Origin of the sequence: Pseudomonas sp. MD330_10, from assembly GCF_042610415.1 — a bacterium.
GTDB classification, from domain to species: domain Bacteria; phylum Pseudomonadota; class Gammaproteobacteria; order Pseudomonadales; family Pseudomonadaceae; genus Aquipseudomonas; species Aquipseudomonas rhodesiae.
Window position 1 is genome coordinate 475,717 of the sequence record NZ_JBHGZU010000002.1, and the last position, 25,587, is coordinate 501,303.

The window sequence follows — 25,587 nt, forward strand, 5'->3', positions numbered from 1 at the left end:
GCCTCGCAAATAACAGCATTTAAAGGATATTGGAGTAGTCAGCCTCGATCCTATCCAGGCTCAGATGGTTGAGGAAGTTGGAAAAGCACATCCACGCCGCCAGGGCGTTCATGTCACGGAATTGCTCGGGCAGGTACTTGGGCGGCACCACAAGCCCCTCGTCCACCAGTTGGCGCAGGGTGCGCATGTCCTCCAGGGTGGTCTTGCCGCAGAACAGCAGCGGCACTTGTTCCAGCTTGCCTTTACGCACAGCCAACTGGATGTAGTTGTAGACCATGATAAAGCCCTTGAGGTAGGACAAATCCTTGGTGAACGGCAGACCGGTAGGCACCGAGCCACGGAATACGCGGCTGGCGTTGCCATAGCTTTCCGCCATCTCAAAGCCTTGTTCGCGGAAGAACTCAAATACCTGCAGGAAGTCGGCGCCCTCCTCCACCATATGGATGGCCCGCGTGCGGTTGGTCAATTTGCGCAGGCGGCTGGGGTAGGAGGCGAAGGTAATGATCTCCATCAGGATCGCCAGACCTTCCTGCGTCACGGTGGACGACGGCGGGCCCTTGGACAGGAATGTGCAGATCGGCTGGTTCTGGCCGTTGAGGGTGGTGCCCACATGCACCAGGCCTTCATGCACTTCCAAGGCGCGCACATCGCGGTCGTTGAACATCGCGTCGGCGCGGATCTTGATGTAGTCGGCACCCGCCGCCGCGTCGGCGACGATACCGTCGGACTCGAACACACGAATGGTTTCTTCGGCCTCGCCGAATACCTTGTTCAGGCGGGTTTGCAGCAGTGCCACGGCGTCCTTGGCGGTCAGGGTCTTGGCTTCGTCCTTGAGGTCGCCACGGCCGTCGATGTTGTTCAGGTAATCGGACAGCATCAGGCCCAGATCGGCCAGGGTCGGGTCGCCGGCGTGGAACGCATCGGAGGCGGCGCCGTACAGCTCTTGGGAGATCAGCCCGAAGTCCTCGGTGCCGCGGGCCTCCAGCATGCGCACCACCATGCGGTATTCCTTGCACATGCGGCGCATGATCTGCCCCACCGGGCTGAATTGGCCGAGCCGGCGGGTGATGTCACGCTCGATATTCTGGAATTCCAGCTTCACCGCGCTGGAATCGAACGACAGTGGCCGGTTCAGGTAATAGTCGCGATCCACGGCCGGCATGGCTTTGCCCTTGGCATTGAGAAACCCTTGACGGATGTTCTCGTCCCACTTCACGGCGTCGAGGACGCGGATCGGGGTTTGCGCCAGCACAATGCGATCGGACAAGGTGCGTATCGTCTGCTGGTAATCGTCCACCCGGTACTTCCTCTTTAAACGTTATCGACCCGCGCGCCGGTAGCGCACGGCTTCAACGAACACATCGGCATTGGCCGGATCATCCAGGTAGGCAAATACCTGGCTCATGGCGCTGTCGATCAGTACACCGGCGCCTTCGACGGTATCCACGGTGCTGCCATGCAGTACCTGTTGCCCGATAGCCTGGTGAATCTGTTCGAGATCGAGGTTATAGACCACCAATTCGTGCTTATCGTCGAACTCGAACCCCGCCAGGAAGTAATGCCCTCCCAACCTGGCGGGCAACGGTGCCGACAGGTACCAGCGGCTGCCATGGCGCGAAACGGTAAACAGGTACTCATCGCGCTGGGCCGGCGAGGCTTTAGGGTAGCTCACCGCTTTATAGCGGTGCTCACCGACGCGGCTGATTTGTAGATTGAGCGGTTCGCCCCAGGCATTCTTGCTGGTCCAATGGCCCAGCAATTCATCCGGCGCCGCCTCATGGGCGGGCAACGGGTCCTTGAACGTTACCAGGCAACCACCGAGCAATAGGAACGACAGGGCCAGTACCGCCAAACGCCAGGTTTTCATTGGACTCCCCCGGTGTCAGACCGAGGCCAACACCAAATGCATGTAACGCTTGAGAATCTCAAGCATCTCGTCAGCGGTCAGAGGCTCTGGGCCGCCCAGCAGGCCCTGATATTCCATCCGACCGATTATCGCCGTCAACACTTTGGCATCCTGTTGCGGCTCGCGGGAACCCAATACCTGGAAAAACTGCCCGGTGCCCTGCAGCAGGATCTGTTGATGGGAGCGCACCAGTTCCGCCAGGCGCGGGTTGAGCAAGGCTTCCTGACGGAAGGCCTGTTCGGCCATCAAGTGCTCGCGGCGGTTGGTCAATTGACGCATCACGTAATCGGCGGTCAAGCGGGCGATGTCGTCCGCCAACTGGGAGCGCGACTGCGGGCTGCCATCGCCATAAGCGACCATTTCGCGCAGCAGGCCCTCGTTACGCACCCACAATTTACCCATGAACGCGGCGCTGCGTTCCACGTATTGGGCGAAGGTGTCGGTGAGCAGGTCGTCGATATCCTTAAAGTAGTAGGTGGTCGCCGACAGCGGCACCCCCGCTTCGGCGGCCACCGCACGATGACGCACAGCCCGCACACCATCGCGCACCACGATGCGCATGGCCGCATCCAAAATGTCTTGCCTGCGCTGCTCGCTGCCTTGGCGACTGGCCTTGCGGCCCTGGTACTGGACGCTTTCAGCCACGGCAGCAGCAATGCCGGCGGCGCCTTCTTGTGCGGTTACGCGGTTCACGACTCACATCCTTGAACAGATCAAAACCTGGCGCTGTTTGCTTGACGCTTATAGACGCCACATAAAAAAGCCGCCTTATAAAAGGCGGCTCTGGATTTCGCTACGGTTACGCTTGTGGCCGCATGTGCGGGAACAGGATCACATCGCGGATCGACGGCGAGTTGGTCAACAACATCACCAGGCGGTCGATGCCGATGCCTTCACCGGCGGTCGGCGGCATGCCGTATTCCAGGGCGCGGACGAAGTCGGCGTCGTAATGCATGGCTTCGTCGTCGCCGGCGTCTTTGTCGGCCACCTGGGCCATAAAGCGCTCGGCCTGGTCTTCCGCGTCGTTCAACTCGGAGTAGGCGTTGGCGATTTCGCGGCCGCCGATAAACAACTCGAAACGGTCGGTGACGTTCGGGTTGTCGTCGTTGCGACGGGCCAACGGCGACACTTCGAACGGGTACTGGGTAATGAAGTGCGGCTGTTCCAGCTTGTGCTCCACCAGCTCTTCGAAAATCATCACCTGCAGTTTGCCCAGGCCTTCGAAACCCAGCACCTTGGCGCCGGCTTTCTTGGCGATGGCGCGAGCCTTGTCGATGTCGTTGAGGTCATCGGCGCTCAGCTCGGGGTTGTATTTGAGGATCGAATCGAACACCGACAGGCGCACGAACGGCTCGCCGAAGTGGAACACCTTGTCGCCGTACGGCACGTCGGTGCTGCCCAGGACCAACTGCGCCAGCTCGCGGAACAGTTCTTCGGTCAGGTCCATGTTGTCTTCGTAGTCGGCGTAAGCCTGGTAGAACTCCAACATGGTGAATTCTGGGTTGTGACGGGTGGAGACGCCTTCGTTGCGGAAGTTGCGGTTGATCTCGAAGACCTTCTCGAAACCACCGACCACCAGACGCTTGAGGTACAGCTCAGGCGCGATACGCAGGAACATTTCCATGTCCAGCGCGTTGTGGTGGGTTTCGAACGGCTTGGCTGCGGCACCGCCGGGAATGGTTTGCAGCATCGGCGTTTCCACTTCCAGGAAGTCACGCTGCATCAGGAAGCTGCGGATGTGGGCGATGATCTGCGAGCGGACGCGGAAGGTGTGGCGCACGTCTTCGTTGACGATCAGGTCGACATAGCGCTGGCGATAGCGTTGCTCGGTGTCGGTCAGGCCGTGGTGCTTGTCCGGCAGCGGGCGCAAGGACTTGGTCAGCAGGCGCACGTTGGTCATTTCCACGTACAGGTCGCCCTTGCCGGAACGGGCCAGGGTGCCTTCGGCGGCGATGATGTCGCCCATGTCCCAGGTTTTCACCGAGGCAAGGGTTTCTTCGGACAGGGTCTTGCGGTTGACGTAGACCTGGATACGCCCGGTCATGTCCTGGATCACCATGAACGAGCCACGGTTGAGCATGATGCGACCTGCCACCTTGACCGGGATCGCCGCTTCCGCCAGCTCTTCCTTGGTCTTGTCCGCGTACTGTTTCTGCAAGGCATCGCAGTAGTTGTCGCGGCGGAAGTCGTTGGGGAAGGCGTTGCCCTTGGCGCGCTCGGCAGCAAGCTTTTCCTTGCGCAGGGCGATCAGGGAGTTTTCTTCCTGTTGCAGGGCTTGCGGGTCGAGTTGTTGGTCGCTCATGTCTTTAAATTTTCCATCACAGGTTCGTTGCCCTCAGGCCTTCGGCCTGGGGATCGCGGGCAAGCCCGCTCCCACACAGGGTATTACAGGCCGGACTTCAGGCTGGCTTCCAGGTACTCGTCGATATCACCGTCGAGCACCTTGTCGCAGTCGCTACGTTCGATGTTAGTGCGCAGATCCTTGATACGCGACGCGTCGAGCACATAGGAACGGATCTGGTGACCCCAGCCGATATCCGACTTGGTGTCTTCCAGCGCCTGGGAAGCGGCGTTGCGCTTCTGCATCTCCTGCTCGTACAACTTGGCCCGCAGCATTTTCATGGCGGTGTCCTTGTTGGCGTGCTGGGAGCGTTCGTTCTGGCAGCTCACCACGGTGTTGGTCGGTACGTGGGTAATCCGCACGGCCGAGTCGGTGGTGTTGACGTGCTGACCGCCGGCACCGGAGGAACGATAGGTATCGATCCGCAGGTCCGCCGGGTTGATCTCAATTTCCACTTTGTCATCGATCTCGGGCGAGACGAACACCGCGCAGAACGAAGTGTGGCGACGGTTGCCGGAGTCGAACGGGCTCTTGCGCACCAGACGGTGCACGCCGATCTCGGTACGCAGCCAGCCAAAGGCGTATTCGCCCTTGATATGCACGGTAGCACCCTTGATACCGGCGACTTCACCGGCGGACAGCTCCATGATGGTCGCGTCGAAACCGCGCTTGTCGGCCCAGCGCAGGTACATGCGCAGCAGGATGTTGGCCCAGTCCTGGGCCTCGGTGCCGCCGGAACCGGCCTGGATGTCCAGGTAGGCGTTGTTCGGGTCCATTTCGTGGCTGAACATACGGCGGAATTCAAGCTTGGCGAGGTTTTCCTCGAGACGGGCCAGCTCGGCGACCACATCGCCCACTGCGCCTTCGTCGTTTTCTTCGACGGCCATGTCCAGCAGGTCACGGCAATCGGCCAGGCCGGTGTTCAGTTCGTCGAGGGTGTCGACGATCTGCGCCAGCGCAGCGCGCTCGCGCCCCAGTTCCTGGGCGTATTCAGGTTTGTTCCAGACACTCGGATCTTCAAGCTCGCGGTTGACCTCGGTCAGACGCTCATGCTTTTGATCGTAGTCAAAGATACCCCCGAATAGTTTCGGAGCGCTCGGACAGGTCCTTGATGGTGTTAAGGATCGGGTTGATTTCCATGGCGGGCAGCACTCGTTGGCGAACTTTTGAAAGCCGGCGAGTATAACGGCAAACCGCTGGAAACGGCAGCCCGCTGAGCCGAAAAGGCGGTTTCAAACCCTATGAAAACCCGCTGTGGGAAGGGAGTTGCCGTGGTGAGCGGGCTTGTCGAATCGTCGCACCGCCCGCGCTGGGCTGCGACGCAGCCCCACTCCAGGCGATGTGGTTTTAGCTGACACACCGAGGTGCCTGGGTTTGGGGCCGCTTCGCAGCCCGGCGCAGGGCAAGTCTGCTCACCAAAGAGTTAGGAGTCTGCCTTTGAAACTTGTGTTGAGCACAGCCTCAGGTCATTCGATACCGACCTGATTGCGCCCATTGTGCTTGGCCGTATACAGACCCTTGTCCGCCGCCATGATCACCTGGCGGCAACTGGAGCCCTGCTGCGGGACCATGGTGGACAGGCCGATGCTGACGGTCAGGCACGAACCTTCGGTCGGGGCATTGTGGGGGATGTTCAGCGCGGCGACGGCCATGCGCAGTTTTTCCGCCACCAGGCGCGCGCCACCCGGCGAGGTGTTGGGCAGCACCAGAGCGAACTCCTCGCCGCCGTAGCGCGCCGGCAGGTCCGACGGGCGGCTGCTGGCGTCACGGATGGTGTCGGCGACCTTACGCAGGGCTTCGTCGCCTTCGACGTGGCCGAAGCTGTCGTTGTAGGTCTTGAAGAAGTCCACGTCGATCATCAGCAATGACAGTTGGGTCTGGTCACGCATGGCGCGCCGCCATTCCAGCTCCAGGTATTCGTCGAAGTGGCGACGGTTGGACAGCCCGGTCAGGCCATCGGAGTTCATCAACCGTTGCAGCACCAGGTTGGTGTCCAGCAACTGCTGCTGGCTGACCCGCAGCGCACGGTATGCCGCATCGCGCTGCAACAGGGTCATATAGGAACGTGAGTGATAGCGGATGCGCGCCACCAGTTCGATGTTGTCCGGCAGCTTGACCAGGTAATCGTTGGCGCCGGCTGCAAATGCCGCGCTCTTGATCAGCGGGTCTTCCTTGGTGGAAAGCACGATGATCGGGATGTTCGCCGTGGCCGGGTGGTTGCGGTACTCGCGCACCAGGGTCAGGCCATCGAGGCCGGGCATCACCAAGTCCTGCAGGATCACCGTCGGTTTGATGCGGATGGCCTGGGCAATGGCCTGGTGCGGGTCGGCGCAGAAATGGAAGTCGATGTTTTCTTCATGGGCCAGGCCACGCCGCACGGCTTCGCCGATCATGGCCTGGTCGTCGACCAGCAACACCATGGCGGCGTTTTCGTCGGTCTTGATGTCGTCGATCTGTAAATCATTCATCTGCAGTCACCTGAATTACCACCTGCAAGCCAGCACCGCGCAAGGTCTTGCTCATTGTGCAAAGACCTCCAGCAGTCGAGGCGCAATTCTATCCAGTGGGCGAATTTCAACAGCGGCATCGATTGCCGCCGCCGCTTTGGGCATGCCATACACCGCCGAGCTCTGTTGATCCTGGGCGATGGTCAAATAACCTTGTTCACGCAGCAGTTTGAGACCCTGGGCCCCGTCGCGCCCCATGCCGGTCAGTAATACGCCGACAGCATCGCCATTCCAGTGACTGGCGACGCTCTCGAAAAACACGTCGATCGACGGGCGATAGATCTCGTTCACCGGCTCTGCGGTGTAGGCCAGCGTACCGTTCTTCAATAAACGAATGTGATGGTTGGTCCCGGCCAGCAATACCACCCCGCTCTGGGGCGGCTCACCTTCACGGGCCAGGCGCACCGGCAGGCTGGACGCGCTGCTGAGCCACTCGGCCATACCGGCGGCGAACACCTGGTCGACGTGCTGCACCAGCACAATCGCGGCGGGAAAGTCGCGGGGCAGACCTTTGAGCAGGGTTTCCAGGGCCGCCGGGCCGCCGGCCGAAGAGCCGATGGCCACCAGCCGCTGGCGTTTGCCCTCGTGGCGCGGCGGCGCGGTTTCCGCGCGCACACGGCTGCCGCGCTGGCCGATCAACCAACCGATGTTGAGGATCTTGCGCAGCAACGGTGCCGCCGCATCCTGGGGGTTGCCCACGCCCAACGCCGGCGTATCCACCACGTCGAGGGCGCCATGGCCCATGGCTTCGAACACGCGGCTCACATTGGCCTGGCGGTCGACGGTCACGATCAGAATCGCGCACGGGGTCTCGGCCATGATCTGGCGCGTGGCCTCCACACCGTCCATTACCGGCATGATCAGGTCCATAAGGATCAGGTCCATAAGGATCAGGTCCGGGGTCAGTTCGGCGCAGCGCTGCACCGCTTCCAGGCCATTGCTGGCCACCCACACCACTTGATGCGCCGGCTCGAAACTCAACGCTCGGCGCAAAGCCTCGATGGCCAGCGGCATGTCATTGACGATGGCGATCTTCATGCCCGCGCGCCTCCGATCAGTTCCATCACGGCATCGAGCAAGGCGTCGTCGTGGAAACTGGCTTTGGCCAGGTAATAATCGGCCCCGGCGTCGAGCCCGCGTCGGCGGTCTTCTTCGCGGTCTTTATACGACACCACCATCACCGGCAACGATTGCAGGCGACTGTCACGGCGCAAGAGTGTGACCAATTCGATACCGTCCATGCGAGGCATATCAATGTCAGTGATCAGCAGGTCGAAATCCTCGGAACGCAAGGCGTTCCAGCCGTCCATGCCATCGACGGCCACGGCCACTTCGTAGCCGCGATTAAGCAGCAATTTGCGTTGCAATTCACGCACCGTGAGCGAGTCATCCACCACCAGCACGCGTTTGCGCGGAGCTTCGGCGGTCTGCTGGCTGCGCCGGGCGATACGCTCAAGACGCCCGGTATTAAGCAGTTTGTCCACCGAACGCAGCATGTCTTCGACGTCGACGATCAGCACCACCGAGCCGTCGTCGAGCAATGCACCGGCGGAAATATCCTGGACCTTGCCCAGGCGATCATCCAGCGGCAACACCACCAGGGTGCGCTCGCCGATAAAGCGTTCCACGGCAATCCCATACACCGCATCACGCTCACGAATCACTACAACTTTCAGCGTTTCCGAAGGGCTCTGCCCGGCCGGTCGCTGCAACAATTGGCTGGCGGCGACCAGGCCGACATGCCGGCCTTCGTGCCAGAAATGCTGGCGACCTTCCAGTTGCACGATGTCTTCCGGCGCCAGATCGCACATGCGTTCGATATGCGCCAACGGGAAGGCATAAGCCTCTTCGCCGACCTCGACCACCAGGCTGCGCACCACCGATAGGGTCAGCGGCACCTCCAGATGGAAACGGCTGCCCTGCCCCGCCGCTTGTTCCAGCACCACCGCGCCGCGCAGTTGGCGCACCATATGCTGCACCGCGTCCAGCCCGACGCCGCGCCCGGACACTTCGGTGACTTTGTCGCGCAGGCTGAAACCCGGCAGGAACAGGAACGTCAGCAACTCCTCTTCGCTCAGGCGCAGCGCGGTCTCCAGCGGCGACAGCTTGCGCTCGACAATGGTGCCGCGCAGGCGTTCGAGGTCCACCCCATTGCCGTCGTCACTCAGCTCCAGCACCAACAGACCCGCCTGGTGCGAGGCGCGCAGGCGGATCAGCCCTTCGGCCGGTTTGCCCGCCAGCACGCGTTGCTCGGGCATTTCGATGCCGTGGTCGACGGCATTGCGTAACAGGTGGGTGAGGGGCGCTTCGAGTTTTTCCAGTACGTCGCGATCGACCTGGGTTTTCTCGCCTTCGATCTCCAGGCGGACTTGCTTGCCCAGGCTGCGGCCCAGGTCACGGACCATGCGCACCTGCCCAGCCAGCACGTCTGCAAACGGGCGCATGCGACAGGCCAGCGCGGTGTCATAGAGCACCTGGGCGCGCTGCCCGGCCTGCCAGCCGAACTCATCGAGCTCGGCGGTTTTTTCCGCCAGCAGCGCCTGGGCTTCGCTCAACAGGCGGCGCGCATCGGCCAGGGCCTCCTGCGCTTCGAGGTTCAGGTGCTGGGTCTTGAGCTGGCCATCGAGGGTGTCGAGGGCACGCACGCTCTGGCTCTGAATACGCTTGAGGCGCTGCAGGCTGACCAGGTAGGGCTTGATGCGCTGGGTTTCCACCAAAGACTTGCTCGACAGGTCCAGCAGGCTGTTCAAGCGCTCGGCGGTCACGCGCAATACGCGCTCGCCGCCTTCGGTCATGCGCTTGCCCTGACGCGGTGGGTCGCTGGTGACGGGCGGCGCGGGCTCGGGCTCCGGCGGCAGTTCTTCAAGCACCGGCTCGGAGGCCGGCTCGGGTACTGTTGGCGGCGCAACGCTGGGGCTCGGGTGCGAGGGGGCCAGCAAGCGCTCCATCAACGCCACATACGCTTCAATATCCGCCGGCCCCACGTCGTTGCCGGGGGTGGCGATGCGCATCAGCAGGTCGGTGCCTTGCAGCAATGCATCGATATGTTCAGGTTGCAGATACAGACGGCTTTCCTGGGCACTGACCAGGCAGTCCTCCATGACATGGGCCACGCTGACCCCGGCATCCACCCCCACGATGCGCGCCGCGCCTTTGAGCGAGTGGGCCGCGCGCATGCAGGCTTCGAGTTGGTCGGCCTGGGTCGGATTGCGCTCCAGGGCCAGCAGGCCCGCGCTCAGCACCTGGGTCTGTGCATCGGCTTCCAGGCTGAACAGTTCCAGCAGCGAGGCATCACGCATCTGGTCGGGGGTCATGTAAGGCTCCGTGTCACGGCAGACAACAATTGTGCCTCGTCCAGCCAGCGCAGGCTGCGGCCCTTCCATTGCAGCACGCCCTGGGTGTAGCGCGCGCTGGCCTGGGTGCCGGACACCGACGCCGCGCTCAACGTACGCTCGTCGATGGCGTGGATACCGTCCACTTCATCCACCGGCACCACCACCGGGCCATCCTGCGCGGCAATGATCAACATGCGCGGTGTGACCCGTGCGCCGCTAGGCCCACTGTCAGTGGCATCCAGACCGAGCAGTTCCATCAGCGACAAGCACGCCACCAGCGCACCGCGCACATTGGCCACGCCGAGCAAGGCGCGCGAGCGCTGGTGCGGCAGCGAGTGGATCGGTTGCAGCGGCGCCACCTCCACCAGGCAACGGGTGGCGATGCCGAGCCACTCGTCACCGAGGCGGAACATCAACAGCGAGCGGGTCGCCACGTCCTCGTCGACCGTCTCGGCGACGTGAGCGCGACGGTCGTCCTGTTGCAAGGCATAGCGGTCCAGCAGGCGCGTGGCCGCGGCGGAATATACCGAGCAGTTACGGCAGTGGATATGTTCCACCAGCAGCGGGCAGGATTTGTCGCCATGGACGCCGATGCGGTTCCAGCAATCGTCGATGGCTTGGGTGTCGGCCAGGGTCAGGTCCAGGCCGGTGGTGTCGAGCGCGTCGGGGCTACTCATGGTTTGGACTCACTGTCAGCTCGCTCGCTGCGGGCGGCCCGCGCCTGCAAACGACGCGCCCCCGCACTGTCGCCCTGGGATTCCAGCAGCGCGGCCAACTGCATCAGGGCCTGCGGATGCTGGGGTTCCAGGTACAAGGCTTTTCGATAATACCCCTGGGCCTGCTGGGCACTGCCCTCCACATCGCTGAGCAGCCCCAGCCAATAGAACACCTGGGCGGCCGGGGGATGGTCGCTCAAATACTGTTCGCACATGGCGCGGGCCTCGGCACTTTTGCCTTGGTTGGCCAGGGTGGCGATACGGCTGAGCAAGGCGCCCGCTTCGGAGGGTGGCGCCTTGATCGGCACTACCTGGGCACTCACTGTGCTGAACGGCCGTGGTTTAGCCGGAAGCGGCGCCGCAGTGCGTTGCGGCTTGGGCATCGGTATGAAGGTCGGCTCGGGCCTGACCGGTTCCGCGTGCCGACTGAAGGCAAAGGACTGCGGCACCCCAATCGAGCGCATGCCGTGGCGCCCCAACAAGCTGCCTTCGGCCGGGCCGATAAACAGCACGCCGTCGACGTGGGTCAGGGCCTTGAGCACTTCGAACACTTGCTGCTGGGTCGGTTGATCGAAGTAGATCAACAGGTTGCGGCAAAACACAAAATCGTAGCTGGCCTCATTGGCCAGCAGCGCCGGGTCAAGCAGGTTGCCCACTTGCAGACGCACCTGTTCGCGCACGCGGTCGGCGATGTGGTAACCGTCGCTGTGCTCGGTGAAGTGGCGTTCGCGAAAGGCCAAATCACCGCCGCGAAACGAATTCTTGCCATACACGCCGCGCCGGGCGCGCTCCACCGACAGCGGGCTGACATCCATGCCCTGCACCTTGAACTGATGCGGTGCCAACCCGGCATCCAGCAGGGCCATGGCGATCGAGTAAGGTTCTTCCCCGGTGGAACACGGCAGGCTAAGGATACGCAGGGCGCGCATCTGCTTGATCTCGGCCAAGCGCGCGCAGGCCAAGCGCGCCAGCGTGGCGAAGGATTCGGGATAACGGAAAAACCAGGTCTCGGGGACGATCACCGCTTCGATCAGCGCTTGCTGCTCGTCGTGGGAGCGTTGCAGGCGCTGCCAGTAATCGTCCGGGGTAAGTGCCCCAACAACCTGGCTGCGCTGGCGCACGGCCCGCTCGATGATGGCCTCGCCCACCGACGCCACGTCCAGGCCGATGCGTTCCTTAAGGAAGGCAAAGAAGCGCGGATCGTTGCTCATAGGCTCAGCTCGCTGGAAAACAACAGGGCGCGCACGTCATCGGTGAGCAGATCATTAACGCCGATCCACTGCATCAGGCCCTCTGCATCTTCGCGCACAGGTCCCAGGTACGGCGCCTCGCGGTTGTCCAGGCCGTATGCTTGGAACTCTTCAAGGCCGCAACGCAGGGTGTCGGTGGCCTGCTCCAGAATCAGCCCCAGCCGGCGCGCCTCGACCCAGGGCTGCGGCTGGTAATGCACCAGCACCAGCCGCGTGCTGGTGCGGGCCTGGGCCGGCGTGCCGAAGGCCAGGGCACTGAGGTCGATGACCGGCACCAGCGCGCCGCGATGGGCGAAAATGCCGGCCACCCACACGGGGGCGTGGGCGATGGGTTTGAGCGGCAGGCGCGGCAGTACTTCGGCCACTTCGGTGGCCCGTAGGGCATAGCGTTCGCTGCCGATATGAAACACCAGGAACAACGCTTTTTTCGCTGCCGGGACGGCGCCGCGTTTAGCCGCGAGTTCGCTCATCAGACTTTGAAACGCGACACGCCGCTGCGCAGACCCACCGCAACCTGGCTCAGTTCATCGATGGCGAAACTGGCCTGACGCAGGGATTCCACCGTCTGGCTGCTGGCGTCGCCCAGTTGCACCAGCGCGTGGTTAATCTGTTCGGCCCCCGTGGCTTGGGCCTGCATGCCTTCGTTGACCATCAGCACTCGCGGCGCCAGGGCCTGGACCTGATGGATGATCTGCGACAGCTGCTCGCCCACCTGCTGCACTTCGAACATGCCGCGGCGCACTTCTTCGGAGAATTTGTCCATGCCCATCACCCCGGCCGACACCGCCGACTGGATCTCACGCACCATCTGCTCGATGTCGTACGTGGCCACGGCAGTCTGGTCGGCCAGGCGCCGCACCTCGGTGGCGACCACGGCGAAGCCGCGCCCGTACTCACCGGCCTTCTCGGCTTCGATAGCGGCATTGAGCGACAGCAGGTTGGTCTGGTCGGCGACCTTGACGATGGTCACCACCACTTGGTTGATGTTGCCGGCCTTCTCATTGAGGATCGCCAGCTTGGCGTTGACCAGGTCGGCGGCGCCCATTACCGAGTGCATGGTTTCTTCCATGCGCGCCAGGCCCTGCTGACCGGAACCGGCAGCCACCGATGCCTGATCGGCGGCGGTGGAAACTTCGGTCATGGTGCGCACCAGGTCCTTGGAGGTGGCCGCGATTTCGCGGGACGTGGCACCGATTTCGGTGGTGGTCGCCGCGGTTTCGGTGGCGGTGGCCTGTTGCTGCTTGGAGGTGGCGGCGATCTCGGTGACCGAAGTGGTCACCTGCACCGACGAGCGCTGGGCCTGGGACACCAGGGCGGTCAGCTCGGTCATCATGTCGTTGAAGCCGGTTTCGACCGCGTTGAACTCGTCCTTGCGCGACAGGTTCAGACGCTTGCTCAGGTCGCCGGTGCGCATGACCTCAAGAATTTCGACGATACGCTGCATGGGCGACATGATCGCGCGCATCAGCAGCAAACCGCACAGGCCAGCAGCCAGAATCGCCACGGCAAGCGACACGAACAAACTGATCTTGGCGGAGACCACTGCTTCATCGATGGCGGACGTTGCGTTATCGGACACGCCTTTATTTTCGGCGATGATGTCGTTGAGTTTCATGCGACCTTCAATCCAGATCGGCGTCAACTGCTCATCCAGCAACTCGTGGGCGGCCGGCAAATCGTTGGCCTGGATGCGATCGAGTACTTGCGCCAGGACCTTGTTGTAATTGCTGTGCGAGGCCTTGAAGTTATCGAACTCCATACGATCGGCCTGGTTGCCGATCGTTTTCTCGTAATTGGCCATTTGTTGTTCGATGCGCTTTTCGAAACCCTGGTAATCGGTCTTGTCGGCACTGGTCAGGGTTTTGTCTTCGCGCATACCGATGATATCGAGGGTCTGCAGATAGCTGTCGACCCACGCACTGCGGATCATTGAGCTCAGATAAACCCCCGGCACAGCGTCATCGCGCACGGCTTCTTGCCCAGCCTCGATTTTCAGTAACCGTGAATAAGAGACCACGACCATTAACAGCATGATGGCGATAACGACCGCAAAACTTGCCAGGATCCGTTGGCGCAAGGTCCAATTCTTCACAGTACTTCCTCGAAGGGCCATTCAAATGGAGGGGAGTATAGCTGAGCAGCAGCGCTCATTTATGAATGGGTTTGGTGGTCAACCGACATAAACGCTAAAACGCCTGTGGGAGGAGGCTTGCCCCGATGACGATACCTCAGTTGGAAAACCTGCAACTGATGCACCGCTATCGGGGGCAAGCCCCCTCCCACATTTTGTTTTAAACCGGTGGTTATTGGTTAAGCCGTACCTGTTTTTCCAGTTCCACCTTCAAGCCGGGCTCCAGTTTGAGCTGGCGCGCCAACTCATCCAGATACGCCTTCTCCATAAAGTTTTCCTCATCTACCAGCATCACGCTGGCGATGTACATCTCGGCGGCCATTTCCGGGGTGTCGGCGGCGCGGGCGACATCCGCTGGGTCCAGGGGCTTGTTCAGTTCGGTGTGCAGCCAGTGTTGCAATTCGCGGTCGTTGTCGAGTTTGGTGAACTCGCCTTCGATCAGCGCGCGCTCACGCTCGTCTACATGGCCGTCGGCCTTGGCGGCGGCGACCAACGCCTTGAGGATGCCCTGGCTGTGCTGCTCGACCTGGGCCGGTGGCAGACGGTCGATGGTTTGCGGTTCGCCTTGGGGCGCACTGGCCTGTTGCGCCTGCCAGTTGCCATAGGCTTTGTAGGCGATGACGCCCAGGGCGGCCAAACCGCCGTAGGTCAGGGCCTTGCCGCCGAATTTGCGGGCTTTTTTGTTACCCAGCAACAGCCCCATGGCACCCGCCGCCAGGGCTCCCCCGCCAGCGCCACCGAGCAGGCTGCCCAGGCCGCCACCGCCGAGCAGACCGCCCAAGGCGCCCTTGTCTTCCTGTTTGCGCTGGCCGCCGGCCTTATTCTGCAACATGTCCTGGCCGGACTTGAGCAACTGATCGAGCAATCCACGGGTGTTCATAACAGCCTCCAGACACTTGGGTTCATAGGACCAATAGGCTGCCAGCGTAAAACTAAGTGCCAAAAAACCAGGATCTAGAGTGCTTCCAGATGTAACGCCGCTGCCTATCGTATAAATCGATATACACTCAGGTACTTCTATAAAAACAGCCTTCTGGTAATTCCAGCATGATGACCTTGCGTCAAATCCGCCACTTCATTGCCGTGGCCGAGACCGGCTCGATCTCCGCCGCCGCGCAAACCGCGTTCATCTCTCAGTCGACCCTGACCCTGGCGATCCAGCAACTGGAGCAGGAGATTGGCGTCAACCTGTTCAATCGCCACGCCAAGGGCATGACCCTCACCCACCAGGGCCATCAGTTTCTGCGCCAGGCACACCTGATTCTGGCCACCGTCGACAACGCCAAGCGCAGCCTGCAACAGAGCACCGACCAGGTAGCCGGGCAATTGATCGTCGGCGTGACCAGCCTGGTGGCCGGCTACTACTTGGCCGACCTGCTGACCCGCTTCCAGCGCGCGTACCCCAATGTGGAAATCCGCGTAATGGAAGACGAGCGCCCGTATATCGAACATCTGCTGGTCAGCGGCGAAATCGACGTGGGCGTGCTGATCCTGTCCAACCTCGAAGACCGTCATGCCCTGCAGACCGAAGTCCTGACCCACTCGCCCCACCGCCTGTGGCTGCCGGCGCAGCACCCGTTGTTGGAGCACGACAGCATCAACCTGGCCGATGTGGCACGCGAACCGTTGATTCAGTTGAACGTCGATGAAATGGGCCACAACGCTCAGCGCCTGTGGGCCGGCGCCGGCCTGCAACCGCGTGTGACCTTGCGCACGGCATCCACCGAAGCGGTGCGCAGCTTGGTGGCGGCGGGCCTGGGGGTGTCGATCCAGCCGGACATGACCTACCGCCCCTGGTCGCTGGAAGGCGACATTATTGAAGCGCGGCCGATTGCAGACCTCAGCCAGACTCTGGATGTCGGCCTGGCCTGGCGCCGTGGCACCGCGCGGCCGACCCTGGTGGACCCGTTTCTTACGGTAGCGCGCGAACAGCCGCACCCACGCAAGCCATCTATTTAATCGAATGCTGCATTCAGTATTTAGTATTTGTTGACCTCGCGCCCGCCCTCTACTCTCGACTCATCCATAAGAGAAAGCCGGGCGCCTTGTAAGAGAACGCCCATGGCCACACAAGAAAAGAGATCGCGAAAAATGTCCGGCGCGCCCACCCCGCTGCTCACTGCGTTGCTGATCGACGGCGAACTGGTTCAAGGCCAGGGGTTTGTCGAGCCGATCCTCAACCCGGCCACCGGTGAAGTGCTGACTCAAATCGCCGAAGCCAACACCGAGCAAGTCGAAAGCGCCATCCTTGCCGCCCACCGCGCCTTTGCCGGTTGGTCGCGGACCACACCGCAGCAACGCTCCAACCTGCTGCTGGGCATCGCCGATGCCATTGAAAAACAAGCCGACTACCTGGCCCGTCTGGAATCGCTGAACTGCGGCAAGCCGTTGCATCTGGCGCGTCAGGATGATTTGAGCGCCACTGTGGATGTGTTCCGCTTCTTCGCTGGCGCCGTGCGTTGCCAGACCGGCCAACTGAGCGGCGAATACCTGCCGGGCTACACCAGCATGGTGCGCCGCGACCCGATCGGCGTGGTGGCCTCCATTGCGCCATGGAACTACCCGTTGATGATGGCCGCGTGGAAGATCGCCCCGGCCCTCGCCGCCGGTAATACCCTGGTGTTCAAACCGTCGGAACACACGCCGCTGTCGATCCTGGCCCTGGCACCCGTGCTCAAAGAGCTGCTGCCACGGGGCGTGATCAACATTTTGTGCGGCGGCGGCGAAGGGGTCGGCAGCCATTTGGTCAGTCATCCCAAGGTGCGCATGGTGTCGCTGACCGGCGATATCGTCACCGGCCAGAAGATTCTGCAAGCCGCGTCTAAAACCCTGAAACGCACGCACCTGGAATTGGGCGGCAAGGCACCGGTGATCGTGTGTAACGACGCCGACCTGCAGGCCGTGGTCGAAGGCGTGCGCGCCTATGGCTATTACAACGCCGGGCAGGATTGCACCGCCGCATGCCGTATCTATGCCCAGGCCGGGATTCACGACAAATTGGTCGCCGAGCTGGGCGCGGCCGTCGGCAGCCTGCGCTTTGCCGGCAAACGCGACGCCGATAACGAACTCGGCCCGCTGATCAGCACACGCCAGCGCGACCGCGTCGCCAGCTTTGTCGAACGCGCCCTCGGCCAACCGCATATCGAACGGGTCACCGGCGCCGCCGTGCATTCCGGTGCCGGTTTCTATTACCAGCCCACCCTGCTGGCCGGTTGCAAGCAAAGCGATGAGATCGTGCAGCGCGAAGTGTTTGGCCCGGTGGTCACCGTGACCCGCTTCGACGAACTGGAGCAAGCGGTGGACTGGGCCAACGATTCCGAATACGGCCTGGCCTCTTCGGTGTGGACCCAGAACCTGGACAAAGCCATGCAAGTGGCGGCACGCCTGCAATACGGCTGCACCTGGATCAACAGCCACTTCATGCTGGTCAGCGAAATGCCCCACGGCGGTTTGAAGCGCTCGGGATACGGGAAAGATCTGTCGAGCGACTCGTTACAGGACTACAGCGTGGTGCGCCACATTATGGCGCGTCACGGTCAGCACCTTTAAAACAACAACTAAGCTCATGCGTCACGGCTTCACACACTGCCCCGACCATAATTAAAGAAGAGGGAACCCCCATGTCCGCGCACAAGACCGCACTGCTCAGTGCCTTGACCACCGCGCTGCTGGCCAGCGCCAGCCTGCAAGCCGCCGAACCGCTCAAGGCGGTCGGCGCCGGCGAAGGCCAGTTGGATATCGTCGCCTGGCCCGGCTATATCGAACGTGGCGAAAGCGACAAAGCCTACGATTGGGTCAGCGGTTTCGAGAAGGAAACCGGCTGCAAGGTCAATGTGAAAACCGCCGCCACCTCTGACGAAATGGTCAGCCTGATGGCCAAGGGCGGCTATGACCTGGTCACCGCCTCCGGCGATGCGTCGCTGCGGTTGATCGTCGGCAAGCGTGTGCAGCCGATCAACACCGCGCTGATTCCCAACTGGAAAAACCTCGACCCGCGCCTCAAGGATGCGCCGTGGTACGTGGTCGGCCAGCAAACTTATGGCACCCCGTACCAATGGGGGCCGAACGTGCTGATGTACAACACCAGCGTGTTCAAGACCGCGCCCACTAGCTGGAGCGTGCTGTTCGACCCGCAGAACCTGCCGGACGGCAAGCCGAACAAGGGCCGCGTGCAGGCCTATGACGGCCCGATCTACATCGCCGACGCGGCGCTGTACCTCAAGGCCACCAAACCGGAGCTGGGAATCCAGAGCCCCTACGAGCTGACCGAAGCGCAATACAAGGCCGTGCTCGACCTGCTGCGCGCCCAGCAACCGCTGATCCACCGTTACTGGCACGACACCACCGTGCAAATGAGCGACTTCAAGAACGAAGGCGTGGTGGCCTCCAGTGCCTGGCCGTACCAAGTCAACGGGCTGGTCAACGAGAAACAACCGATCGCCTCGACCATCCCCAAGGAAGGCGCCACCGGCTGGGCCGACACCACCATGTTGCACAGCGAGGCCAAGCACCCCAACTGTGCCTACAAGTGGATGGACTGGTCGCTGCAGCCGAAGGTCCAGGGCGATGTCGCCGCCTGGTTCGGCTCGCTGCCAGCGGTGCCGGCCGCGTGTAAGGAGAGCGAATTGCTCGGCGCCGAGGGTTGCAAGACCAATGGCTTCGACCAGTTCGACAAGATCGCCTTCTGGAAAACCCCACAGGCCGAAGGCGGCAAGTTCGTGCCGTACAGCCGCTGGACCCAGGACTACATTGCGATCATGGGCGGCCGTTAAAACCATCAAGACGGCATAGACCTACTGTGGGAGGGGGCTTGCCCCCGATAGCGGTGTGACAGCCAACCCAGCTTTCACTGAACCACTGGTATCGGGGGCAAGCCCCCTCCCACATTGACCGCACTCACAGATGTTTTGTTTTTTCAGAAGTCCAGGCCGGGCCGCTGCGACGACCCGCGCCTTTTTGGAGCACCGCACCATGACGCTTGCAGTCCAATTCACCCACGTTTCCCGTCAGTTCGGCGAAGTGAAAGCCGTTGACCGGGTTTGCATCGATATTGAGGACGGCGAGTTCTTTTCCATGCTCGGCCCTTCCGGCTCGGGCAAGACCACCTGCCTGCGGCTGATCGCCGGCTTCGAACAACCCAGCGCCGGCTCGATCCGCATTCATGGTGAGGAAGCCGCCGGCTTGCCGCCGTATCAGCGCGATGTGAACACCGTGTTCCAGGATTACGCGCTGTTCCCCCATATGAATGTGCGCGACAACGTGGCCTATGGCCTAAAGGTCAAAGGCGTGGGCAAGGCCGAACGGCTCAACCGCGCCGAAGAAGCCCTGGGCATGGTGGCCTTGGGCGGTTACGGCGAACGCAAACCGGTGCAACTCTCCGGCGGCCAGCGCCAACGGGTGGCCCTGGCCCGCGCGCTGGTCAATCGCCCGCGCGTGCTGTTGCTTGACGAGCCCCTGGGCGCCCTCGACCTCAAGCTGCGCGAGCAGATGCAAAGCGAGCTGAAAAAGCTGCAACGCCAGCTCGGCATCACCTTTATCTTCGTGACCCACGACCAGACCGAAGCGCTGTCCATGTCCGACCGCGTGGCGGTGTTCAACAAAGGCCGTATCGAACAGGTCGACACCCCGCGCAACCTCTACATGAAACCGGCCACGGCGTTCGTCGCCGAATTCGTCGGCACCTCCAACGTGATTCGGGGCGAACTGGCCCAGCGCTTGAGCGGCAGCGCCCAACCGTTTTCGATCCGTCCGGAACATGTGCGGTTTGCCGAAGGCCCGCTGGGCGCTGGCGATGTGGAGATCAGCGGCGTGCTGCATGACATCCAGTACCAGGGCAGCGCCACCCGTTTTGAGCTGAAACTGGACAACGGCCAGACCCTGAGCATCAGCCAGGCCAACAACCAGTGGCTGGACACCAGCAGCGCCCATCAGGTCGGCCAGCCCCTAACCGCGCGCTGGGCCCGACAGGCCATGACGCCGTTGACCGATAACGCAGGCGAGGTGTGACATGAGCCTGGCCCTTTCCCAACAACCGCCGATGCGCAGGTTTTCCAACCTGCTGTACCGCAAGCCCAACCTATACCTGGCGATGCTGCTGGTGCCGCCGCTGATCTGGTTCGGCGCTATCTACCTGGGCTCGTTGCTGACCTTGCTATGGCAAGGCTTCTACACCTTCGACGACTTCACCATGGCGGTCACCCCGGACCTGACCCTGGCCAACTTCGCCGCGCTGTTCCAGCCGTCGAATTTCGACATCATCCTGCGCACGCTGAGCATGGCGATCGTGGTGTCGATCGCCAGCGCCATCGTCGCCTTCCCGATTGCCTATTACATGGCGCGCTACACCACTGGCAAAACCAAGGCGTTTTTCTATATCGCCGTGATGATGCCGATGTGGGCCAGTTACATCGTCAAGGCTTACGCCTGGACGTTGCTGCTGGCCAAGGGCGGCGTGGCGCAGTGGTTTGTGCAGCACCTGGGGTTGGAGCCGCTGCTGCACTTTGTGCTGGGCATTCCCGGCGTCGGCGGCAGCACCTTGAGCACCTCGCACTTAGGACGGTTCATGGTGTTCGTCTATATCTGGCTGCCGTTCATGATCCTGCCGATCCAGGCGTCCCTGGAGCGTTTGCCGCCGTCGCTGCTGCAAGCCTCGGCCGACCTGGGGGCCAAGCCGCGCCAGACCTTTATGCAGGTGATTTTGCCGCTGTCGGTGCCAGGGATCGCCGCCGGATCGATCTTTACGTTCTCGCTGACCCTGGGCGACTTTATCGTGCCGCAACTGGTGGGCCCGCCGGGCTACTTCGTCGGCGGCATGGTGTACGCCCAGCAAGGCGCCATCGGCAATATGCCCATGGCGGCGGCGTTCACCCTGGTGCCGATCGTGCTGATCGCGATTTACCTGTCCATCGTCAAACGCCTGGGGGCCTTCGATGCACTCTGAAAAAGCATCTCTCGGTTTGCGCATAGCCGCCTGGGGCGGCCTGGTGTTCCTGCACTTCCCGATCCTGATCATCTTCCTCTACGCCTTCAACACCGAAGAAGCGGCGTTCAGCTTCCCACCCCAGGGCTTCACCCTGAAGTGGTTCAGCGTGGCGTTCGCACGGCCCGACGTATTGGAAGCGATCAAGTTGTCGCTGCAGATCGCCGCCATCGCCACCCTGATCGCTATGGTGCTCGGCACACTGGCTTCCGCGGCGCTGTACCGGCGTGAGTTCTTCGGCAAACAGGGCGTGTCGCTGATGCTGATCCTGCCGATTGCATTGCCGGGGATCATCACCGGTATCGCGTTGCTGGCAACGTTCAAGACCCTGGGCATCGAGCCGGGGATGTTCACCATCATCGTCGGCCACGCCACCTTTTGTGTGGTGATCGTCTACAACAACGTCATCGCCCGCTTGCGCCGCACCTCCCACAGCCTGATCGAGGCGTCGATGGACCTAGGCGCCGACGGCTGGCAGACCTTCCGCTACATCATCATGCCCAACCTGGGCTCGGCGCTGCTGGCCGGCGGCATGCTCGCGTTTGCGCTGTCGTTCGACGAAATCATCGTCACCACCTTCACCGCCGGGCATGAGCGCACCTTGCCGCTGTGGCTGCTCAACCAGTTGAGCCGGCCACGGGATGTGCCGGTGACCAACGTGGTGGCGATGCTGGTGATGCTGGTGACGATGTTCCCGATCCTGGGCGCCTATTACTTGACCCGCGGCGGTGAAAGCGTGGCGGGGAGCGGCGGTAAATAACTTGCCACTGAAGGAACGCGGTTCAAATGTGGGAGGGGGCTTGCCCCCGATAGCGGTGTGACAGCCAACACAGCTGTCACTGAACCACTGGCATCGGGGGCAAGCCCCCTCCCACATTTAAATCCGGTTTCTTCAGGGAAATAACACGCGTTTTTTGGAGGACTCAATCATGCAAACCAAACTGTTGATCAACGGCCAACTGGTACAAGGCGAAGGCCCGGCACAAGCGGTGTTCAACCCGGCCCTGGGCCGTGTGCTGGTGGAAATCAACGAAGCCAGCGAAGCCCAGGTCGACGCCGCCGTGCGCGCCGCCGATGCCGCGTTCGAAAGCTGGTCGCAAACCGCGCCCAAAGACCGCTCGCTGTTGCTGCTCAAATTGGCGGACGCCATCGAAGCCCACGGTGAAGAACTGGCCAAGCTGGAGTCGGACAACTGCGGCAAACCCTACAGCGCCGCGCTGAATGACGAGATCCCGGCGATTGCCGACGTGTTCCGCTTCTTTGCCGGTGCCAGTCGCTGCATGAGCGGTTCGGCCGGCGGCGAGTACTTGCCCGGCCATACCTCAATGATCCGCCGCGATCCTGTGGGCGTGATCGCGTCCATCGCACCGTGGAACTACCCGCTGATGATGGTCGCCTGGAAAATCGCCCCGGCCCTGGCCGCCGGTAATACCGTGGTGCTCAAACCGTCGGAACAAACCCCACTGACGGCATTGCGCATGGTGGAACTGGCGTCGGAAATCTTCCCGGCCGGCGTGCTCAACCTGGTATTTGGCCGCGGCCCGACCGTAGGTAGCCCGCTGGTGCAGCACCCGAAAGTGCGCATGGTGTCGCTGACCGGTTCGATCGCCACCGGCGCGAACATCATTGCCAACACCGCCGACAGCGTGAAGCGCATGCACATGGAGCTGGGCGGCAAGGCACCGGTGATTATCTTCAACGACGCGGACATCGACGCCGCCGTGGAAGGCATCCGCACCTTCGGTTTCTATAACGCCGGCCAGGACTGCACGGCGGCGTGCCGTATCTATGCCCAGGCGGACATCTACGACGCATTTGTCGAGAAACTCGGCGCGGCGGTCGCCAGTATCAAGTACGGTTTGCAGGATGACCCGAGCACCGAGCTGGGGCCATTGATCACCGCGCAACATCGCGACCGCGTGGCCGGGTTTGTCGAACGTGCCGTGGCGCAACCGCATATCCGGCTGATCACCGGCGGCAAGGCCGTAGAAGGCAACGGGTTCTTCTTTGAACCGACCGTGCTGGCCGACGCCCAGCAAGACGACGAAATCGTGCGCCGCGAGGTGTTCGGGCCGGTGGTGTCGGTTACCAAATTCTCGGATGAAGCCCAGGTGCTGGGTTGGGCCAACGATTCGGACTATGGCCTTGCGTCATCCGTGTGGACGGCCGACGTAGGACGCGCCCATCGCCTGGCCGCACGCTTGCAATACGGCTGCACCTGGGTGAACACCCATTTCATGCTTGTCAGCGAAATGCCCCACGGCGGTCAGAAACTGTCGGGGTATGGCAAAGACATGTCCATGTATGGGCTGGAGGACTACACCACGGTCCGGCATGTGATGTTCAAGCATTGATTCGCCGCCCCCCTGCAAGCAGGCGCTTGCAGGGGGGCTTATAACAATAATTTTCAGGATCCCCCATGGACATCACCCGCCGCGACTTCCTCAACGGCGTCGCCATCACCATTGCTGCCGGCATCACGCCGCTGCAGATTCTCCAGGCCGCCCCCGACGGTCGCTATTACCCACCCGCCCTCACCGGCCTGCGCGGCAGTCATGTCGGTTCGTTCGAAGTGGCGCATCAGATGGGCTGGGAAAAGAAGGTCTTTGACACCGATACCTTGCCGATCACCGAGGACTATGACCTGGTGGTGGTCGGCGGTGGCCTGAGCGGTCTGGCGGCGGCGTGGTTCTACCGTGAGAAGCACCCCAAGGCGAAAATCCTGATTCTGGAAAACCACGACGATTTCGGCGGCCATGCCAAACGCAATGAGTTCCAGGCCGGCGGCCGCATGATCATCGGCTATGGCGGCAGCGAAGCCTTCCAGTCGCCCACCCACCTGTTCAGCGAGCAAGTGAACGGTTTGTTGAAAAAGCTCGGGGTGAATATCAAGCGCTTCGAAACCGCCTTCGACCGCCCGTTCTACCCCAGCCTGGGGCTGTCGCGCGGGGTATTTTTCGACAAGGAAAACTTCGGCGAAGACAAACTGGTGACCGGCGACCCGACGCCGATGGTGGCCGACGATATCGCCCCGGAACAGCTGCATGGGCGCGCCCTGAAAGACTTTATCAATGACTTCCCACTGCCGGCTGCGGACCGCCAGGCGTTGATCGAACTGCACACTGCGCCCAAGGACTACTTGCCGGGCAAAACGGCCGAGGAAAAGGCCGATTATCTGGCGGCCACCAGCTACCGGGACTTCCTGCTCAAGAACGTGGGGTTGTCGGAAGGTGCGGTGAAATACTTCCAGAGCCGCACCAATGACTTTATGGCCTTGAGCATTGATGCCGTGGCTGCGTCCGACGCTTATAACGTCGGTTTCCCTGGCTTCGCGGGGATGAACCTGGCGCCGATCAGTGAAGAAGCTGCGGCAGAAATGGAAGAGCCCTACATCTACCACTTCCCGGACGGCAACGCGTCGCTGGCGCGCCTCTTGGTGCGCAGCCTGATTCCGGGGGTGGCGCCGGGGCACACCATGGACGATATCGTGCTGGCGCCCTTCGACTATGCCAGGCTCGACCAACCCAAGGCGCCGGTGCGCCTGCGCTTGAACAGCACGGCGGTGAGTGTGCGCAATGTCGGCGACGGCGTACATATCGGCTACAGCCGAGGCGGCCAACTCGCACAAGTACGCGGCAAACGCTGCATCCTGGCCTGCTACAACATGATGATTCCGTACCTGCTCAAGGGCCTGCCCGCGCCCCAGGCCCATGCGTTGAGCCAGAACGTGAAATTCCCCTTGGTGTACACCAAGGTGGTGATTCGTAACTGGCAGGCGTTTGAGAAGTTGGGCGTGCATGAAATCTACGCAGCTACCCAGCCTTACAGCCGCATCAAGCTGGACTACCCGGTGAGCATGGGCGGCTACGACCACCCGCGCGACCCGACGCAGCCCATCGGCTTGCACATGGTCTACGTGCCCACCAGCCCCAACAGCGGCATGAACGCCCGCGACCAGGCCCGCGCCGGACGCGGCCGGTTGTATGGGCAGACATTCGAGCAACTGGAAGCGCAATTACGTGACCAACTGCAACGCATGCTAGGCCCGGGCGGGTTCAACCATGAGACGGATATCCTGGCGATCACCGTGAATCGCTGGTCCCATGGCTATGCGTATTTTTCCAACAGCCTGTTCGATGACGCCGACGAAAGTGAAGCGCTGATGAACCTGGCGCGCAAACCGTTGGGGCATGTGAGCATCGCCAACTCGGACGCGGCCTGGAGTGCGTACGCGCATGCGGCGATCGACGAGGCTTACCGAGCCGTGGGCGAAGTGGCCTGAAACACACCTCTGACAGGCAATACAAAACTGTTTGTGGGAGGGGGCTTGCCCCCGATAGCAGTGTGAAGTGCGCCCCAAAAGTTGGACAGTAATTGTCTAGGCTACAGCGGAACGGGCTCTGTACTCTACAGGGCTCAGTC

The 25,587-nt window shown here is 62.0% G+C and carries 21 protein-coding genes; 8 read left to right on the forward strand and 13 right to left on the reverse strand.

The window, feature by feature from the left end; genetic code table 11:
- Positions 1 to 19: 19 nt before the first annotated feature.
- The 13 genes from ACFZPT_RS05305 to ACFZPT_RS05365 form a co-directional block, all read right to left on the reverse strand.
- Complete coding sequence (locus ACFZPT_RS05305; protein ID WP_034096202.1) at positions 20 to 1,297, reverse strand: flavohemoglobin expression-modulating QEGLA motif protein; 1,278 nt, start codon at positions 1,295 to 1,297, stop codon at positions 20 to 22.
- Positions 1,298 to 1,318: 21 nt separating this feature from the next.
- Positions 1,319 to 1,867 (reverse strand): hypothetical protein, encoded by a 549-nt coding sequence (locus tag ACFZPT_RS05310; protein WP_034112094.1) that lies wholly within the window; start codon positions 1,865 to 1,867, stop codon positions 1,319 to 1,321.
- 15 nt (positions 1,868 to 1,882) lie between these two features.
- Positions 1,883 to 2,599 carry a TetR/AcrR family transcriptional regulator gene (locus ACFZPT_RS05315; protein WP_034096200.1) on the reverse strand — a complete coding sequence of 239 codons (717 nt, stop codon included), beginning with the start codon at positions 2,597 to 2,599 and terminating at the stop codon, positions 1,883 to 1,885.
- 106 nt (positions 2,600 to 2,705) lie between these two features.
- On the reverse strand, positions 2,706 to 4,208 hold the full coding sequence (gene lysS, locus ACFZPT_RS05320; protein ID WP_034112093.1) for a lysine--tRNA ligase: 1,503 nt from the start codon (positions 4,206 to 4,208) through the stop codon (positions 2,706 to 2,708).
- A gap of 83 nt (positions 4,209 to 4,291) precedes the next feature.
- Positions 4,292 to 5,387 (reverse strand): peptide chain release factor 2 gene (prfB, locus tag ACFZPT_RS05325; RefSeq protein WP_098100956.1). Its coding sequence is split into 2 segments (ribosomal slippage): positions 4,292 to 5,314 and positions 5,316 to 5,387, totalling 1,095 coding nucleotides; the frame shifts between segments, so codons are not numbered across the junction.
- A gap of 326 nt (positions 5,388 to 5,713) precedes the next feature.
- Entirely contained in the window at positions 5,714 to 6,715 is a 1,002-nt protein-coding gene (locus tag ACFZPT_RS05330) for a diguanylate cyclase (RefSeq protein ID WP_034096198.1), read from the reverse strand.
- A gap of 51 nt (positions 6,716 to 6,766) precedes the next feature.
- Positions 6,767 to 7,792: a chemotaxis response regulator protein-glutamate methylesterase gene (locus tag ACFZPT_RS05335; protein ID WP_379558973.1), complete on the reverse strand. Its 1,026-nt coding sequence runs from the start codon at positions 7,790 to 7,792 to the stop codon at positions 6,767 to 6,769.
- Positions 7,789 to 10,068 (reverse strand): hybrid sensor histidine kinase/response regulator, encoded by a 2,280-nt coding sequence (locus ACFZPT_RS05340; RefSeq protein WP_099312731.1) that lies wholly within the window; start codon positions 10,066 to 10,068, stop codon positions 7,789 to 7,791. The genes ACFZPT_RS05335 and ACFZPT_RS05340 overlap by 4 nt, the downstream gene beginning before the upstream one ends.
- Positions 10,065 to 10,766, reverse strand: coding sequence for a chemotaxis protein CheW (locus ACFZPT_RS05345; RefSeq protein WP_047881556.1), 702 nt, complete (start codon positions 10,764 to 10,766; stop codon positions 10,065 to 10,067). Before ACFZPT_RS05345 ends, ACFZPT_RS05340 begins: the two co-directional genes overlap by 4 nt.
- Positions 10,763 to 12,016 carry a protein-glutamate O-methyltransferase CheR gene (locus ACFZPT_RS05350; RefSeq protein WP_034112090.1) on the reverse strand — a complete coding sequence of 418 codons (1,254 nt, stop codon included), beginning with the start codon at positions 12,014 to 12,016 and terminating at the stop codon, positions 10,763 to 10,765. The genes ACFZPT_RS05345 and ACFZPT_RS05350 overlap by 4 nt, the downstream gene beginning before the upstream one ends.
- Positions 12,013 to 12,525, reverse strand: coding sequence for a chemotaxis protein CheW (locus ACFZPT_RS05355; RefSeq protein ID WP_034112089.1), 513 nt, complete (start codon positions 12,523 to 12,525; stop codon positions 12,013 to 12,015). Before ACFZPT_RS05355 ends, ACFZPT_RS05350 begins: the two co-directional genes overlap by 4 nt.
- Positions 12,525 to 14,147: a methyl-accepting chemotaxis protein gene (locus ACFZPT_RS05360; RefSeq protein ID WP_047881557.1), complete on the reverse strand. Its 1,623-nt coding sequence runs from the start codon at positions 14,145 to 14,147 to the stop codon at positions 12,525 to 12,527. The genes ACFZPT_RS05355 and ACFZPT_RS05360 overlap by 1 nt, the downstream gene beginning before the upstream one ends.
- A gap of 211 nt (positions 14,148 to 14,358) precedes the next feature.
- A complete protein-coding gene (locus tag ACFZPT_RS05365) occupies positions 14,359 to 15,066 on the reverse strand; it encodes a tellurite resistance TerB family protein (RefSeq protein WP_040267451.1) in 708 nt (235 codons plus the stop codon).
- Positions 15,067 to 15,233: 167 nt separating this feature from the next.
- On the opposite strand from ACFZPT_RS05365, the gene ACFZPT_RS05370 reads away from it, so the two are divergent.
- The 8 genes from ACFZPT_RS05370 to ACFZPT_RS05405 all read left to right on the forward strand — a co-directional run bounded on the left by ACFZPT_RS05370 (position 15,234) and on the right by ACFZPT_RS05405 (position 25,447).
- A complete protein-coding gene (locus tag ACFZPT_RS05370; RefSeq protein WP_034096190.1) occupies positions 15,234 to 16,145 on the forward strand; it encodes a LysR family transcriptional regulator in 912 nt (303 codons plus the stop codon).
- Between the two features lie 132 nt (positions 16,146 to 16,277).
- Positions 16,278 to 17,735 (forward strand): gamma-aminobutyraldehyde dehydrogenase, encoded by a 1,458-nt coding sequence (locus tag ACFZPT_RS05375; RefSeq protein WP_379554982.1) that lies wholly within the window; start codon positions 16,278 to 16,280, stop codon positions 17,733 to 17,735.
- Between the two features lie 71 nt (positions 17,736 to 17,806).
- Positions 17,807 to 18,958: a putative ABC transporter substrate-binding protein YdcS gene (ydcS, locus tag ACFZPT_RS05380; protein ID WP_034112087.1), complete on the forward strand. Its 1,152-nt coding sequence runs from the start codon at positions 17,807 to 17,809 to the stop codon at positions 18,956 to 18,958.
- Positions 18,959 to 19,157: 199 nt separating this feature from the next.
- On the forward strand, positions 19,158 to 20,192 hold the full coding sequence (locus tag ACFZPT_RS05385; protein WP_099312733.1) for an ABC transporter ATP-binding protein: 1,035 nt from the start codon (positions 19,158 to 19,160) through the stop codon (positions 20,190 to 20,192).
- Between the two features lies 1 nt (position 20,193).
- Positions 20,194 to 21,126, forward strand: coding sequence for an ABC transporter permease (locus tag ACFZPT_RS05390; RefSeq protein ID WP_034096187.1), 933 nt, complete (start codon positions 20,194 to 20,196; stop codon positions 21,124 to 21,126).
- Positions 21,116 to 21,925: an ABC transporter permease gene (locus ACFZPT_RS05395; RefSeq protein ID WP_034096186.1), complete on the forward strand. Its 810-nt coding sequence runs from the start codon at positions 21,116 to 21,118 to the stop codon at positions 21,923 to 21,925. Before ACFZPT_RS05390 ends, ACFZPT_RS05395 begins: the two co-directional genes overlap by 11 nt.
- 169 nt (positions 21,926 to 22,094) lie before the next feature.
- On the forward strand, positions 22,095 to 23,519 hold the full coding sequence (locus ACFZPT_RS05400; RefSeq protein WP_099312735.1) for a gamma-aminobutyraldehyde dehydrogenase: 1,425 nt from the start codon (positions 22,095 to 22,097) through the stop codon (positions 23,517 to 23,519).
- Positions 23,520 to 23,584: 65 nt separating this feature from the next.
- Positions 23,585 to 25,447 carry an FAD/NAD(P)-binding protein gene (locus tag ACFZPT_RS05405; RefSeq protein WP_099312737.1) on the forward strand — a complete coding sequence of 621 codons (1,863 nt, stop codon included), beginning with the start codon at positions 23,585 to 23,587 and terminating at the stop codon, positions 25,445 to 25,447.
- The last annotated feature ends 140 nt before the right edge of the window (positions 25,448 to 25,587 follow it).